Raw genomic sequence first — 15291 nt, 5'->3', positions numbered from 1 at the left:
GGAGGCCTTACTTGACGGTCGTGGACAGGTCGTCGTCCGTCTTGGTGAAGAGCTTGGCGGCGTGCCCGCCGTTCTCACTGAGCTTCTGGACGACCTGGCCGACCTGGTCCATCAGCTCGATGAGGTTCTTGGTCGGCCCGTCGACCGTCTCGTGGTAGCTCTTGCCGATCTCGTCGTGGCCGGCCGAGTTCTTGTTGTACTTGTCGATCTGCCCGATCCGGCGGTTCATCTGGTCGAGCAGGGTCGTCATCGACCCCAACTGGGCGAACGAGCCGCCCAGTTCGGCCGTGGCCTTGAACTCACCCACGGAACTCCTCCTGCCGCTCGCGCCGGGCGCCGGCGCCGGGGCCCGGGCGCATCGCCTGGAGCGGGGCCAGCAGTTCGTCGAGTTCGGTGCCGCCGGTCATCGAGGTGCGCAGCATCTCGCCGAGCCCTTCGAAGGTGCCCAGGGACTCCGTCACCTTGGCGCCCATGTCCGCCCGGGCCCGGTTGAGCACGTCGGTCAGGGCCGCGCTCAACTGGGCCGGGGCCATGGAGCGGTAGGCGGTGGTGTGGAAGGTCAGCGACACCACCTCGCCCTGCGCGCCGAGGACGGCCGTGATCATCCGGTCCTTGGAGGTGACGGAGACCGTTTCGGCCTGGAGCTTGCGGGTGGCCTCCTCGATCTTGGCCTGCTGCACGCGCAGGGTCTCCATGGCCTCTTCGATCTGCTGCGCGAACGGGGAGACGGCCATCGGGCTCCTCTCGGACAAGGACGCGCACCGGGCCCACGGGGGAGGGAGCCCGGCGCGCGCCGGCTTTCGGGGTTGTCATTCCGGACAACGGGACGGGCGGCGGCCCGCGTTCAACCCGGGTGCCGTCAGCGGCCGATGACGCCGCTGACGGCGCCCGCGTCGGTGCCCCACACCTCTTCGTCCTCGGCCAGCCAGGTGGTGCGCTGCCGCTCCTTGTTCTCCTGGGCGCCGGCCCCCGCCCCCATGCCGCCGGGCGGCATCATGGGCGGCATGCCGCCGCCGGTGGTGGCGGTGTTGCGGCCCTGGAGCTGCGCCTCCTCCTGGGCCGGGTTCGGGCCCTTCGGGCCGGGCTTCTCGGTCAGGGCCTGCTCGGCGGCGGCCTTCTTGGCGGCCGCCAGGGTCGCGGCGTCCTCGGGCGAGTTGACGAGGCCGCCGTCGGTCAGCGCCTTGCCCCCGTAGAACCCGCCGGTGACGGACAGCGGCTCCCCGGACCCGGTCTCCGGCCTGGGGGCGCCCACCTCCGGGCCCGGCAGGCGGAGGCCGCCCGACGAACCCGGCGAACCCAGCGAGCCCGGCGAACCGTCGCCGAGGTCGAAGGAGCCGGGGTCGGTCCACCGGTTCCCGCCGCGCAGCGACCCGAGGTCGAACCCGCCGCTGCCGCCGGTGGTCGGGTCGAGGGTGGTCAGCTCGTTGAGGGCGTGCTCCTCGTCGGCGAAGAGCTGGTCGTTGGTGGTGACGGGCTTGCCGTTGGCGTCGAGGAGCCGGCCGTCCTTGTCGATCGTGCCCTTCTTGCCGGCGTAGACCGGATTGCCCCGGGCGTCCCGCAGCGGCTTGCCGTCCGGGCCGATCACCATGCCGTTCCCGTCCACCTTCGAGCCCGGCGGCACCGTGAAGTACCCGCCCCCGGGGACGACCGGCGCCGGCTTGCCCAGCGTGGTGCCCGGCGGAACGACCAGGGGCCGGCCGTCCGGTCCGAGCACCGGCTTGTGGTCGGGCCCGATCACCCGGCCCTGGCCGTCGATGGTCGAGCCGGGCGGGACGGTCAGCGGCTGGCCGTCCTTGCCGACCAGCTTGTTCCCGTCCTTGTCGAGCAGCGGGACGCGCATGCCGCCGGTGCCGCCGGGGTCGAGGGTCAGCGGCCCGCCGTCCTTCGGCGGGGGCGGTCCGCCGCCGTTGATGCCGTGCGAACCTCCGCCCTTGCCGCCCTTGCCGCCGAGGCCGAGGTCGCCCTTGCCGCCGCTGCCGCCGAGGCCGAGGTCACCGTTGCCACCACCACCGCCGCCGCCGAGGCCGAGGTCGCCGCCACCGCCCTTGCCCCCGTCCTTGCCCCCGCCGTCACCGCCCGGACCGGGGGGAGCCGGCGGCGCGATGGCCGTCCCGGTCGGGGTCTCGACCCTGAACCTGGTGTTCAGCTTCGTGCTGACGGCGGTGAACTGCAGCCCGAGGTTCCCCATCGCGGTGCTGGCGTCGGCGTCGAGGTACTTGACGACGTTGTCCCGCCAGACCTTCTTCGCCAGGGCCTCCACGGCGTTGCGGAACTCGTCCGACTTGACGTCCATCCCGTTCGAGATGACCGTCTTCTTGGAGGTGTCCGCGTGTGCGGGCAGGATCAGCTGGTTGAGCGCGTACCGCAGGCAGGGCACCGGGGACGCCTGGGTGTTGAAGGCCTGGTAGGCCCCCCGGTCCGTCAGCCAGGCCTGCCGGGCGTCCAGGAGCGCCTTGTACGCGGCCTTCAGGCCGTCGGCGGCGGTCCCCAGCGCGTCGGACGGGTTCCCCTGCAGCGTGATCTCCAGCTGGAGGACGCTCACGGCCTGCTCGAAACTCGTCAGGTAGGACTTCAGCTCGCCGGCGGCGGAGCCCTGGAAGTCGCTCCCCTCGACGTCCAGGGTGTCGGCCACCTTGTGCACGTCGCTCTTGACCTCGGCCAGCAGGGCCGAGAGGTGGTCGATCAGGTACCTGCCCGACTTCAGGCTGGGCACGCTGGTGGCGCTGTTGTCGCCACCGGCGTACAGCCCCCACATCACGTCGGTCCACGCGCTCGTGAAGTGGGCCCACTTGTTGGCCCCGGAGTTCCAGCCGGGGTTGTCGCCGTTGCCGTTCCAGTTGCCGTTGAAGCCGACGTACCAGCTCGGCGTGTTGTCGGTCTTCGACTTCTTCAGCGGGTGGAGGACGGCCACGACGTCCATGTTGCTCGTGCTGATGGCCGTCGTCGAGCAGTAGGCGCCGCTCATCAGCCAGTCCCCGGACACCGCCGGGTTGGCCACGTCGTCCCGGGACGGGTAGTCGGTGATCCCGAAGGCCTTCAGGGCCGTCTCCCACGGGTAGTTCGGGCTGCTGTCGCCGCCCCCGCCGGTTCCGGTTGCGCCCAATCGACTCACGCTCCTGCGATGCTGCTTACGGAAGGGGCCGGGGTTCGGAGGGGATCCGTCCCGACCCGGGTATGTGCCGCCGCCGGCCCGGCGCCGGCGGCGGCGTCACTACGGTGCCGGCGGGGCCCCCGAGGGTCCCGGCGGCGGGGGCGTGGACGGGCTGCTGAGGATCTCGAACATCTCCGCCGCGGTCAGCGCGTGGTCCTCACCCTCCTTGAACTTCATCTTGGCGATCGCCAGCCCCAGCGTGATGTCGTCCAGGGACTTCACCAGCACGTCCAGTTCGGCCTTCACACCGCCCGCGAAGGTCTTGAACCTGCTCTGCATCTCGGTCGACGGGCCGAGCCCGAGCGCACCCAGCAGCTTGGTGTAGGTGTCCGGGTAGTGCTTGTCCCCCGGGGTGTCGGCGCCGCCGGCGAACGCCTCCACCTGCAGGACGAGGTTCTTGTGACCGTCCGTCGGTGCCGGCATCCCGGGCGGCGTGGCGTCTCCGGTGAGCCACTGCCGCCAGAGGTCCACCTTCGCCGTGAGGTCGGCGATCGTCTGGTCGTTGAGCCGGAGCTCCTTGGCCATGCCCGTGCTCCGCTCAGAAGCCCGCGGCGGCGGCCCGGTCGGCGTACTTCATGGCCTGGTTCATCTCGTCGAGGGCCCGGGCGCCGTCGCGCATGTCGTCGTGCATGGCGCTGGAGCTGCTCCTCGCGATGTTCAGGAACTCGCTGAACGCCTGCTTGTACTGGCCGGCGTTCGCCTCCATGCCCTGGAGCCGGCCGATCAGTTCCTCCAGGCCGCTCTGCATGGTGTGGGCCGCGCTGAGCAGGTCCTGGAAGGCCGCGTCGATCGACTCGTGCCTGAGCATGATGTCGGTGGGGCCGCTCATGGCGTCTCCTCCTCGTGTTCGTGGGTTGCGTAAGGGTTATGACGGAGCGTCAGCTCTTGCCGCCGAGGGCGTGGAAGACGCCGTCCGAGGCGCCCCAGTTGCCGCCCTGGACGTGGGCGTCCTCTTCGGCCTTGGTGAGGATCGAGCGGGCGCTGCCCAGGTCCTGGGTGAGCTTGTCGAAGGCCTGCATGACCCGCTTGTAGTTCACGACCCAGTCGCCGACCTTGTCCTGGAAGGTCTTGCTGGCCACGGAGACGTAGTTGGCGGCGATCTCCATGTTGATCCGCTCGACCGTCTGGCCGGAGCTGATCATCTGCGAGATCTGGCCTTCGAGGCTCTGCAGCGCGTTCTGGATCGCCTGCTGCTCCACATTGAGCAGGCCGCCGGGTGCGGGGGTGGTCATCGGAGCTCCTTTCGTTCGTCGGTCTACCTCGTCAACGGAGGCTGTTCGCGGGCGGGTTCAGCCGCAGGTGGGCGAACTCCCCCGGCCCGCCGGCGCGCTCGTCGCGGCGTCGCCGCCGAGGCCGGACGGATCCAGGCTCGGGCCCGTCGGCAGCAGTCCCAGGACGCCCGACGGCACGGCCACCGGGGTGGCGCCGGCGTAGCCGAGCTGTTTGACGGCGGCGGCGGACGGCAGCGGGTAGCGCACGCCCGCCTCGGTCACCAGGTACTCGGTGCTGCCCGTGCCCGCGCCGGAGAGCGCCCGCACGAGCGCGCCGCGGCCCGGGCGGACGGCGACCAGGTCGGTGACCGCACAGCCCGGTGGCGACACCGGCGCCCGGCCCGCTCCGGCGTCCGCCGCGCTCAGGACCGTCACCGAGCCGACCGGCGCACCCGTGCCCACGTGCAGGTCCGCGCACACGCCCTCGTCCCGCAGCGGAGTGACGAGCGTCGGCGGGGACTCGGGCAGGCCCGGTGTCGGGGCGCCGGCGCCGGGCGCCGTGTGCGCGGCGAGGTCGGCGGCGCCGATCCGCGCGGGTGCCGGGGCCGTCCCGCCGTACGCGTCGTTCTGGGTGCGCGGATCACCCATCAGGAGGGCGAACTGCGTACCGGTCAGCGGCACCAACCCCTCCCGCTGGAGCAGGTAGCGCACGCCGCCGGGGGTTTCGAAGAGCCGGCCGACCCGGGTCGGGGCGCCGGCCAGCGCCGGGCCCGGGTCGCCGCGTCCGGGGACGGCGGGCGCGGCGAGGTCGGGGCCTGCGGGCAGCGCGTTGAGCAGCCCGGCCGGTACGGGGAACGGCGTCGTGCCCGAGTAACCCAGCGCCTGAATGGCCTTGTTCGCCGTGTCGACGCGCAGGCGCTGGCCCTGCCAGAGCAGGTGGACGGCGCCGTCCGGGGTCGTCACCAGCAGGCCCTGGCCGGGGGCGAGCGCCTTGCCCTCCCTCGCCGGGTCCAGCTGCACGCCCAGCTTCGGCACGGGCGCGGCCCCGGCGGCCCCCGGCTGGACGGTGGCACACACCAGCCAGGTGCCGCCCGCCAGGTCGGCGGCCGGCGGCAGCCCGTCCGGCGCGCCCGCGATGCCGACCGGCGCGCCGCGCGGGGTGTCCGCGAGCGAGGCGCGGCTCACCTCCTCGACCGCCATCTGCTCGCCGGCCACGAGCTTCGCGCTGGTGTCGTTGAGCACCGGGTGCAGCTGCCCGCCGACGTAGAGGTAGCGGGCGCCGGTCTCCTTGACCATCACCAGCGTGCCGGGCTTGGCCCAGGCCGTGTCGCCGCCGGGCACCATCACCCCGTAGACGGCCGCGCCGAGGCCGATCAGCACGCCCAGCGCGAGCCCGGTCACCGCGCCCCGGGTGGTGCGTCCGGTCGGGGTGTCGGCGGCGTCGGGCTCGGCGCGCAGCATGCCGGAGGCGAGTCTGCTCACCACGAACAGGTGGGCCTGCACCTGGTCGCGTCGGGACTGCATCCACGTCCTCCCCGTGTTTCCGGGGCGACCGAGTGCGCGCCCCTCTCCGTGAACGGGACCGACGGGCGGGGGCGTTCAACGGGCCGGCTCCGACGTGGCTACCCGCGGGTAAGCTGCGGTCGGACCAACGGCATGACGGCGGGACGGAACGCATGGGGATACGGCTGCTCGGCCCGGTGGAGCTCACGCGCGGCACCGGCGCCCCCACGGCGGTCGGGGGTGCCCAGCGGCGGGCGGTGCTCGCCCTGCTGGCCCTGGAGCTGAACCGCACGGTCCCCGTGGAGCGCCTCGCCGGGCTGCTCTGGGACGACGAGCCGCCCGCGCACCCCAAGGCCGCCCTGCAGGGTCACGTCGCCGCGCTGCGCAAACTGCTCGCCGGGCCCGGCTCCCCGTTCGAGCTGACGACCCGTTCCCCCGGCTACCGCCTCACCGGCGATCCGGCCGCCGTCGACGCCCTGGCCGCCGAGGCGCTGGGCGCACGGGCCGCCGCGACGGCCGACGACGCGACGGCCGCCGCGCTCCTCGAACGGGCCCTCCGCCTCTGGCAGGGCGCGGCCCTCGCCGACCTCCCCGCCACCGCGCCCGCCGCGGCCCTGGCCCGCCGGCTGGACGCGGCCCACACTGAGCTCCTCACCGCCTGGGCGCAGCGCCAGCTCCACCTCGGGCGCGGTTTCGCGGCTGTCCCGGCGCTGGAGCAGGCCGTCGCGGCGGACGGGCTGAGCGAGCCCGTCGCCGCCCTGCTGGTCCGCTGCCTGCACCGGAGCGGCCGGACCGCCGCCGCGCTGGAGGCCTACCACCGGTCCCGCGCGCGCCTGGCGGAGGAGCTCGGCGTCTGCCCGGGCCGCGAGCTCCAGCAGGCCCTCTCCGACGTGCTCGCCGACGAGGAGCCCGAAGAGGAGCCCGCCGTGCCACCGACGCCCGCGCCATCGGCGGCACCATCGGCGGCACCCGACCAACTCCCCGCCCCTCCGCGCGGGTTCGTCGGCCGCGAGGCGGAGGACCGCTGGCTCGACGCCCAGTGCGGCCCGGACCGCACCGGGGACGGACTGGCCGTGGTGGTCGGCCCGGCCGGGGTCGGCAAGACGGCGACGGTGGTCCGCTGGGCCCACCGCGCCGCCCCCGGTTTCCCGGACGGCCGGCTCTTCGCCGACCTGCGCGGCTTCGACCCGGCCGGACCGGCCGACCCGGCGCACGCCCTCGGCCGCTTCCTGCGCGCGCTCGGCGTGCCCGAACCGGCGATCCCCGAGGACCGCCCCGCGCGCGCCGCGCTGTTCCGCGAACGGACCCGCGGGCGGCGGCTGCTGGTCGTGCTGGACAACGCCCGCAGCGCCGACGACGTCGCCGACCTGCTGCCCGCGGGGCCGGACGGCGTCGCCGTCGTCACCAGCCGCAACAGCCTGGAGGAGCTGGTCGTCGCCGACGGCGCCGCGCTGCTCCAGGTCGACGTGCTGCCCGACGGCGACGCCCACCGCCTGCTCCAACTCCGCCTCACCGCCGAGCGCGTGGCGGCCGAGCCGGACGCGGCCCGCCACCTGGTCGAGCTGTGCGACCGGCTCCCCCTCGCCCTGCGGATCGCGGCCGCCCGGCTCGCGGCCCGCCCCGGCTGGCAACTGGCCGATCTGGTAGCCGAGTTGGCGGACGAACGCACCCGCCTGTCGACCCTCGCCACTCCGGACGGCACCCTCGGCGTCCACTCGGCACTCAGCCTGACGTATCGCCATTTGCCGTCGCACGCACGAAATCTCCTGCCCCTCCTGACCCCCCACCCCGGCACCGAGGTCGACGTCCACGCGGCCGCCGCGCTGCTCGCCGCCGACACCGACGCGGCCCGGCTCGCACTCGGTTCCCTCGCCGCCCACCACCTGCTGACCGAGACCACCCCCGGCCGCTTCGCCCGCCACGACCTCGTCCGCCTGTACGGCGCCGAGCTGTTCGCGGACCTCCCCGCCGCCGGCCGGCAGGACGCGTTCCGCCGCCTCGTCGACTACGAACTGCTCGCCACCGGCACGGCCATCCGCCGCCTGAACCCGTACCACGAGCCGTTCCGGCCCCCGGGCACCGGGCACCTCGCCCTCCCCCGGCTCACCGACCCGCAGGCCACCCTCGCCTGGTGCCACGCCGAGGAACCGGTGCTGCGCGCACTCGTCACGGCCGCCGCCGACCGCGGCGAGCACGACCGCGCCTGGCGACTGGCCCGGGCGACCGCCACCCTCTACTACGGCGCCGGGCGCGTCCACGACCGCCTCGCCTGCCTGCGCGTCGGACTGGACGCGGCGCGAGCGAGCGGCGACCGCGAGGGCCTCGCCGCGATGGAGGCCGCGACGGCCTGCGCCCTCGGCTCCACCGGGCGCGTCGCCGAGGCGCTGCCCCTCGCCGGGCGGGCCGTCGAGCGCACCACCCCGGAGGACGGCGACCTGCACATCCACGCCCTGTCCGTGCGCGCCTCGATGACCGCCCTCACCGGCGACCAGGCCGGCGCCGACCGCCTCTCCGACGCCGCCCTCGCCCTCGTCCGGCGCACCGGCCTGCGCGAGCACGCCGCCACCGTGCTCAGCAACGCCGCCGCCCTCAAGGTCGTCCTCGGCGCCCCGGCCGCCGCGCTCGACCTCGCCCGCGAGACCCGCGACCTGCTCGCCGCACAGCCGACCGCCAACGCCTACGTGTGGGCGATGGTCAACGAGGCCTTCGCCCTGCACGCGCTCGACGACCCGCACTCCGCCGAGCTCACCTGGCGCGAGGCGCTGCACCTGTGCCGCTCCTCCGGCAACGTGCGCCTGCACGCCCTGGCGCACCGGCACTTCGGCGAGTTCCTGGACTCCCTGGGCCGCTCCGCCGAGGCCGCCGAACACCGGCGCACCGCCGGCGAGCTGTACACCGCGCACGGGGACGTCCAGCTGGCCGCCGGCCTCGACCGGCTGCTGTCCCGCACCCCCGAAGCCCCCCAACCCCTGGAGGCGACATGACCGTTCACCACCTGGACTGCGGCACGATGTGCCCGCTCGGCGGCCGCGCGCTGATGGGCGGCGGCGGGCGGCTGCTCGGCCTGCTCTCGGCGCACTGCCTGCTGATCGAGGGCGCCGACGGGCTGGTCCTCGTCGACACCGGCTTCGGCACCGACGACGTGGCCCGCCCGAAGGAGCGCCTCGGGCGCCGCTTCCTCGCCACCGTCCGCCCCCGGCTCTCCCCTGCCCGCACGGCCCTGCACCAGGTCCGCGCCCTCGGGTACGACCCGCGCGACGTCCGCGCCGTCGTGCTCACCCACCTCGACGTCGACCACGCGGGCGGCCTCGGCGACTTCCCGCACGCCGACGTCCACGTGCTCGCCGACGAACTCCGCGCCGCCCGCGCCGGCGCCACGTTCAACGAGCGCGACCGCTACCGCCCGGCCCAGTGGGCGCACGGCCCGCGCTGGGTCGAGCACCGGCCGGACGCCGCCACCGAGGACTGGTACGGCTTCGGCGCGATCCCGGTCCTCCCGAAGGCCGGCACCGACGTCCTGCTCGTCCCCCTCGCCGGCCACACCCGCGGCCACAGCGGCGTCGCCGTCCGCACCGGCGACCGCTGGCTGCTCCACGCCGGGGACGCCTACTTCAACCACGCCGACATCGCCCCCGGCTCCCCGCGCCGCCCGGCCGGGCTCACCGCCTTCCAGCGTCTCCTGGCCGTCGACAACCCCGCCCGTCTCCACAACCTCGACCGCCTGCGCGCCCTCCAGCGCACCCGCTCCGCCGACGTCCGGATCATCTGCGCCCACGACCCGGCGTACCTCACGGCTTAGGCGGCGTCAGCCGTCCGGCCCAGCTCCGCGCGCGGGCCGGACGGACTGCTGCGATCTTCGGAAGGCACCCGGCCGCGCCCGACCGCCGGGCCCGTCGTCCCGAGACCGTGGAGGCCCGGATGTGGCAGGCTCCCCCCGCCCCCGTCAGCCGTGAGTGGCTCCCGGTGCTGGACATGCCGGGGCCGGGGGCGCAGAACCGGTGGACGGTCCTGCTGCGGCTGCTGCTGCTGATCCCCCAGTTCGTGGTGGTGTGGGTGCTGTCGGTGGTGGCGTTCTTCGTCACCGTCATCGGCTGGTTCGGCGCGCTGGTGCTCGGCCGCCTGCCCGGCTTCGCGGCGGACTACCTGACCGCGTTCGTCCCGTACGACACCCGGGTCACCGCCTACCTGATGCTCATGCACGACCGCTACCCGCCGTTCCGGTTCCGGACGCCCGAGCACCTGGTGCAGGTCGAGCTGCGGCCCGGGGAGCTGAACCGGCTGGCCGTGCTGTTCCGCGTCGTCCTCGTCATCCCGGCCGCGATCGTGCAGGGCCTGGTGTACGCGGGGTGGTGGATGGTGTCCTTCGTCCTCTGGCTCGTCGTGCTGATCCTCGGCCGGATGCCGCAGCCGCTGTTCGAGGCCACGGCCGCGATCGTGCGCTACCGGATGCGGGCCACCGCCTACTTCGTGATGCTCACCTCCGCCTACCCCAAGCGCCTGTTCGGCGAGGAGGCGGGCAGCGAGCCGGACGGCCCGGTGTCGGCGACCCGCCCGCTCGTGCTCGGCGGCGGCGGGCGCGGCCTGCTCGTCGTCTTCATCGTCCTCGGCGTGGTCTCCTGGGCGACGAGCTCGATCACCACCACGGTGACCTCGGACGACGACAACGACAGCACCAACCCGACCCAGCGCGTCATCGCGCCCCTCGTGCCGGGCGGCCCCGCCGACGGCGCGCTTCAGAGCCCGCTCGGCCAGTTGTAGCTGCTCGGCACGGTGACCGCGGCGTTCTCCGCGGCCGTGCCGTAGACCAGGGCGATCTCGTCGTGCGCGTGCAGCACGATCGCCGCCGGGTCGCCGGACACCGCCTTGCCGTCCACGTACGCGGTGAGCGTGTGGGTGGCGTCGGTGCGCAGCCCGCCGAGGTGGTCGGCGGAGGCGGAGACCTGCCACTCGGTCAGGAACTGGCCGAGGCTGAAGTCGGCGGTCACCGGCGACTCGATGTGCACGACGCCGGTGGTGTCGTGGGTGTGCAGCGGGCTGAGCTTCTGCGCGGCCTCGTCGATGCCGACCAGCGCCGGGACGGTCACCGGCTGCCCGTCGGCGTAGACGTCGAGGTGGGCGTGGATGTGCAGGGCGGTGCCCTCGGCGCCGAGCATCGGCAGCCCGGCCGCCTTCACCGCCGCCTCGACGTCGGCGGGCGCGTCCCAGGGCGGCGGGGTGGTGCGGCCCTCCGCGGTCGTGCGCGGGTGCGCCGGCACGCCGGAGGGGGAGGTCGAGCTCTGGTTCGTCGCGATCACGCCGGCGATCCCGCCGATCACGGCGAGCGAGAGCACCCCGACGACCCCGCCCACCAGCCATCGGTGTCGCCGCTCCCGGCGGGCCTCCTCGGCCCGGATCGCGGCGGCGCGGGCCCGTCGTTCGGCCGGCCCCGGTTTCTGCGCTGACATGGGTGCGGGCCTCCTCGGTCGAGGTAGCTGCCCTCCTCAGCGTGGCAGAGTCGGCGCGGCTCGGCGCGCCGAGTCAGTGGTGCCCGTGGCCGCCGCCGTGCCGGCCGTCGCCGTGCTGGCCGTGACCGTCGTGGCCACCACCGTGCTGGCCGTGACCGTCGTGGCCGCCACCGTGGGCGCCGTGCTCGTCCTGCGCGTGCCCGCCGTCCGGCGAGCCGCCCATCATGCGGAGCATCGCCGTCCCGCCCGTCCGGAAGAAGCGGACCACCAGGACCGCCGCCAGCAGCAGGAAGGCGATGTTCAGCCACGTCGTGTAGTTCCACTCGACGCCCGCCATCGGGATCTCCGCCGTCCGCTGGTCCGGCACCAGCCCGAGCCCGCCGAAGGCGAATTCGACCACGTACCCGGCGACCGCCATCGTCGCGTAGAAGGTGCCGAACAGGAACAGCGCCATCCGGCCGCCGTAGTACTTCCGGTAGATGTTGAGGATCGGCAGGATCAGCAGGTCCGCGAAGATGAACGCGACCACCCCGCCGAAGCTGATCCCGCCCTTCCACAGCACCACCGCGAGCGGCACGTTCCCGATCGAGCAGACGAACGACGCGACCGCCACCAGCGGGCCGACCAGCGGCCCCCACAGCTTGCTCGCGAGCGGGTGGTCGGCGAAGAAGAACGCCTGCCAGAAGCCGTCCGGCACCCACGCGGCGATCGCCCCGGCGACCAGCAGGCCGATCACGAGGTCCTTGAGGATGGCCGCCCACTCCATCACGAACACGTGCGACACGGACGTGACGCCCTCGCGCGAGAGCAGCCGCTTCGCGAACGACCCCTCGCCCCGGACGGACATGTCCATCGCCGCGTGCCCCTCCATCGAGCCGGCGCGACCGTGCTCCGCCTGCTCGCGCGCCTCGCGCAGCAGGCGGTCCCGCAGGAACAGCCGGAACAGCAGCGCGAGCAGCAGGATCATCACCGGGCCGCCCACGAACTCGGCCGCCGTGAACTGCCAGCCCAGCAACAGGGCCAGGATCACGCCGAGTTCGACGACGAGGTTGGTCGAGGCGATCTCGAAGGCCATCGCCGCCGTGAAGTCCGCCCCCTTGCGGAACAGCGACCGGGCCAGCGCGACCGCCGCGTACGAGCACGACGAGGACGCCGCCCCCAGCAGGGACGCGACGGCCAGCGTGCGCGGCCGGTCGTCCCCCAGCAGCCGGACGATCGTCGCCTTGCGCACGACGGCCTGGACGACGGCGGACAGCAGGAAGCCCAGCACCAGGGCCCAGGTGATCTCCCAGGTCATCGAACCGGTGATGGACAGGGCGTGCAGGATCGCGTGCATGTGGTGGTCGGCCTTCCCCCGGGCTCCCCGGTTTCCTACCGGAACGGTCCGGGATCATATACCCCAGCACGGTATACGAGCGGCCGCCACTCCGCCGGACTTCCCGGCAACTCACCATGAGTGCGCACCCGAGCACTCCCACGGCGGCCGGACGGCCTACGATGGCCCGATGAGCAGTGGCACCGAGCTGGCAGATGCACACCACTCGCACCAACGCGCCGAGGAGCGGCTCGACGTCGCCGCCACCATCCTCGGGCTCCTGGCCGACCGCACCCGCCTCGCGCTCCTGGAGCGGCTCGGCGAGGGGGAGGCCGACGTCACCACGCTGACCGAGGCCACCGGCGCCGCGCGCCCCTCCGTCAGCCAGCACCTGGCCAAGCTCCGGCTCTCCGGCCTCGTCACCACCCGCCGCGACGGCCGCCGGGTCGTCTACTCGCTGCGCCACGGCCACCTGCGGCGCCTCGTCGACGAGGCGATGAACGTCGCCGACCACCAGATCCGGCACCTGCCGCCGCACGACTGACGCCCCCGCGGGCCCCATCCGGGCCCACGTCCCACCAACGTGTGCACAGGTACGCACGCATTGACTATCATGGGCACGTCCCCCACCGCCCCCTGACCACCGGGACGGCCCGCATGCTCTCCGTGCTGCGCAACCGCGCCTACCGCCACCTGTTCACCGCGCAGGTCGTCGCGCTCGTCGGCACCGGCCTGGCCACCGTCGCGCTCTCCCTGCTCGCGTACGACCTCGCGGGCGCCGACGCCTCGGCGGTGCTCGGCACCGCGCTCGCGATCAAGATGGTCGCCTACGTCACGATCGCCCCGCTGGCCGGCGCGATCGCCGGGCGGATACCCCGGCGGGCCCTCATGGCGGGCATGGACCTCACCCGGGCCGGAGTGGCGCTCACCCTGCCGTTCGTCACCCAGGTGTGGGAGGTCTACCTGCTGATCTTCCTGCTCCAGGCGGCCTCCGCGGCCTTCACTCCCACCTTCCAGGCCACCATCCCCGACCTCCTGCCCGCCGAACGCGACTTCACGCAGGCGCTGTCGATGTCCCGGCTCGCCTACGACCTGGAGTCCCTGTTCAGCCCGGCGCTCGCCGCCCTCCTGCTCACCGTCGTCCCGTACAACTGGCTGTTCGCCGGCACCACCGCGGGCTTCCTCGCCTCCGCCGCCCTCGTCGTCTCCGCCGTCCTGCCGAAGCCCGCCCCGGTCGAGCGCACCGGCGGCGCCTACGCCAGGGCCGCGTTCGGCTCCCGCCTCTTCTGGGCCACCCCGCGGCTGCGCGCCCTGCTCGCGCTCGACCTCGCCGTCGCGGCGGCGGGCGCGATCGTGTTCGTCAACACCGTCGTCGTGGTCCGCGAGCACTTCCACCGCCCGGCCGGCGCCGTCTCGCTCGCCCTCGGCGCGTACGGCGCGGGCTCGATGCTGGCCGCCCTGCTGCTGCCCCGGCTGCTCGCCCGGACCGGCGACCGGCCGGTGATGCTCACCGCCGCGTTCGCGCTGCCCGCCGTGCTCGCCGCCGTCACGGCGATCACGGCCGCCGGGCCCGGCGCGTGGGCGTGGGCCGCGCTGCTCGCGGCCTGGGCCCTGATCGGCGCGGGCAGCTCGGCCGTCCTCACGCCGGGCGGCCGGCTCATCCGCCGCTCGTCCGCCGACGGGGACCTCCCCGCCGCGTTCGCCGCCCAGTTCTCGCTCTCGCACGGCTGCTGGCTGCTCACCTACCCGCTGGCCGGCTGGCTCGCGGCGGGCGCCGGACTCCCGGTCACGGCCGTCGTGCTCGGGGCCGTCGCCCTGGCCGCCGCAGCCGGTGCCGCCGCCCTGTGGCCGGCCCGCGACCCCGACACCCTCGGCCACCTCCACACCGACCTCCCGCCCGGCCACCCCCACCTCACCGACGCCCGCCCGGCCACCAAGGGCGGCTGGCAGCACGTCCACCACTACGTGATCGACCAGCACCACCACAGCTGGCCCCGCCCGGCGGCGGGCCACTGAGAACCGGCCGGGAACAGGTCCCAAAAAGTTTTCCCTCCTTGTGTCGATCCGCCACGCCGCCGTTCGACCTGAGGTAGAGAGGGTCGACGGACGACCCCCCGACACCGAGGAGAACGACGATGGCCAAGTACATGCTGATCATGCGCGGCACCGACGAGTCGATGACCAAGATGATGGAGACCCCCTTCGAGGAGATGCTCGAAACCGTCGGCCGCTTCAACGAGGAGCTGATCAAGGCGGGCGTGCTCGTCGCCGCCGAGGGCCTCGACGACCCGGGCCAGGGCGTCGTGGTCGACTACAGCGGCGAGACCCCCGTCGTCACCGACGGCCCCTACGGTGAGACGAAGGAACTGTTCGGCGGCTTCTACCTCATCGACGTCGCCTCGAAGGAGGAGGCGGTCGAGTGGGCGAAGCGGATGCCCGCCATCCCCGGGTCGAAGTGCGAGATCCGGCGCGTCCCGGCGATCGACGAGTTCCCGCAGGACAACGAGTGGATCGTCAAGGAGCGGGCGTGGCGCGAGCGGACCGGCCAGCTGTGACGGAGCCGGCTCCCGCCGAGGGGGCCCCCGGGGGGGGGTACCCCCCGCGGGGGGGGGGGGGGGGGTGTGGGGTGGGGTCAGCCGCGGGGGGGGGGGCGGGCACCCCCCGGGG

The 15291-nt window shown here is 74.2% G+C and carries 15 protein-coding genes; 6 read left to right on the top strand and 9 right to left on the bottom strand.

Translation table 11 applies throughout. From position 1 onward, the window contains the following. Positions 1–7: 7 nt before the first annotated feature. The 7 genes from ACFVU9_RS33960 to eccB all read right to left on the bottom strand — a co-directional run bounded on the left by ACFVU9_RS33960 (position 8) and on the right by eccB (position 5886). A complete protein-coding gene (locus ACFVU9_RS33960) occupies positions 8–307 on the bottom strand; it encodes a hypothetical protein (protein ID WP_380441773.1) in 300 nt (99 codons plus the stop codon). Beyond that, a complete protein-coding gene (locus ACFVU9_RS33955; protein WP_380441775.1) occupies positions 300–734 on the bottom strand; it encodes a YbaB/EbfC family nucleoid-associated protein in 435 nt (144 codons plus the stop codon). The genes ACFVU9_RS33960 and ACFVU9_RS33955 overlap by 8 nt, the downstream gene beginning before the upstream one ends. Before the next feature lie 125 nt (positions 735–859). Further along, a complete protein-coding gene (locus tag ACFVU9_RS33950; protein WP_387600047.1) occupies positions 860–3103 on the bottom strand; it encodes a hypothetical protein in 2244 nt (747 codons plus the stop codon). 108 nt (positions 3104–3211) lie between these two features. Beyond that, complete coding sequence (locus ACFVU9_RS33945; protein ID WP_380441778.1) at positions 3212–3676, bottom strand: hypothetical protein; 465 nt, start codon at positions 3674–3676, stop codon at positions 3212–3214. Positions 3677–3689: 13 nt separating this feature from the next. Next, positions 3690–3980, bottom strand: coding sequence for a hypothetical protein (locus tag ACFVU9_RS33940; protein WP_380441780.1), 291 nt, complete (start codon positions 3978–3980; stop codon positions 3690–3692). Between the two features lie 49 nt (positions 3981–4029). After that, positions 4030–4383: a hypothetical protein gene (locus tag ACFVU9_RS33935; protein WP_380441782.1), complete on the bottom strand. Its 354-nt coding sequence runs from the start codon at positions 4381–4383 to the stop codon at positions 4030–4032. 57 nt (positions 4384–4440) lie between these two features. Next, complete coding sequence (gene eccB / locus ACFVU9_RS33930; protein WP_380509968.1) at positions 4441–5886, bottom strand: type VII secretion protein EccB; 1446 nt, start codon at positions 5884–5886, stop codon at positions 4441–4443. A gap of 152 nt (positions 5887–6038) precedes the next feature. On the opposite strand from eccB, the gene ACFVU9_RS33925 reads away from it, so the two are divergent. The 3 genes from ACFVU9_RS33925 to ACFVU9_RS33915 all read left to right on the top strand — a co-directional run bounded on the left by ACFVU9_RS33925 (position 6039) and on the right by ACFVU9_RS33915 (position 10623). Next, positions 6039–8849 carry a BTAD domain-containing putative transcriptional regulator gene (locus tag ACFVU9_RS33925; protein WP_387600042.1) on the top strand — a complete coding sequence of 937 codons (2811 nt, stop codon included), beginning with the start codon at positions 6039–6041 and terminating at the stop codon, positions 8847–8849. Beyond that, positions 8846–9664, top strand: coding sequence for an MBL fold metallo-hydrolase (locus ACFVU9_RS33920; protein ID WP_380509962.1), 819 nt, complete (start codon positions 8846–8848; stop codon positions 9662–9664). The genes ACFVU9_RS33925 and ACFVU9_RS33920 overlap by 4 nt, the downstream gene beginning before the upstream one ends. Positions 9665–9783: 119 nt before the next feature. After that, a complete protein-coding gene (locus ACFVU9_RS33915) occupies positions 9784–10623 on the top strand; it encodes a DUF4389 domain-containing protein (protein WP_387600039.1) in 840 nt (279 codons plus the stop codon). Here ACFVU9_RS33915 and ACFVU9_RS33910 read toward each other — a convergent pair. After that, on the bottom strand, positions 10599–11309 hold the full coding sequence (locus ACFVU9_RS33910; protein WP_380441792.1) for a hypothetical protein: 711 nt from the start codon (positions 11307–11309) through the stop codon (positions 10599–10601). The two genes, ACFVU9_RS33915 and ACFVU9_RS33910, sit on opposite strands and share 25 nt — an antisense overlap. 73 nt (positions 11310–11382) lie before the next feature. Next, positions 11383–12645 (bottom strand): permease, encoded by a 1263-nt coding sequence (locus ACFVU9_RS33905; RefSeq protein WP_387600036.1) that lies wholly within the window; start codon positions 12643–12645, stop codon positions 11383–11385. Positions 12646–12814: 169 nt separating this feature from the next. On the opposite strand from ACFVU9_RS33905, the gene ACFVU9_RS33900 reads away from it, so the two are divergent. The 3 genes from ACFVU9_RS33900 (at position 12815) to ACFVU9_RS33890 (ending at position 15179) form a co-directional block, all read left to right on the top strand. Further along, on the top strand, positions 12815–13168 hold the full coding sequence (locus ACFVU9_RS33900; protein ID WP_380441796.1) for an ArsR/SmtB family transcription factor: 354 nt from the start codon (positions 12815–12817) through the stop codon (positions 13166–13168). A gap of 113 nt (positions 13169–13281) precedes the next feature. Beyond that, positions 13282–14640 carry an MFS transporter gene (locus tag ACFVU9_RS33895; RefSeq protein WP_387600032.1) on the top strand — a complete coding sequence of 453 codons (1359 nt, stop codon included), beginning with the start codon at positions 13282–13284 and terminating at the stop codon, positions 14638–14640. Positions 14641–14759: 119 nt separating this feature from the next. Next, positions 14760–15179 carry a YciI family protein gene (locus tag ACFVU9_RS33890; protein WP_380441801.1) on the top strand — a complete coding sequence of 140 codons (420 nt, stop codon included), beginning with the start codon at positions 14760–14762 and terminating at the stop codon, positions 15177–15179. Positions 15180–15291: the final 112 nt, after the last annotated feature.

This window comes from Kitasatospora sp. NPDC057936 (assembly GCF_042887525.1).
Taxonomy (GTDB): domain Bacteria; phylum Actinomycetota; class Actinomycetes; order Streptomycetales; family Streptomycetaceae; genus Kitasatospora.
This window is presented reverse-complemented; position numbering and strand designations above follow the sequence as displayed.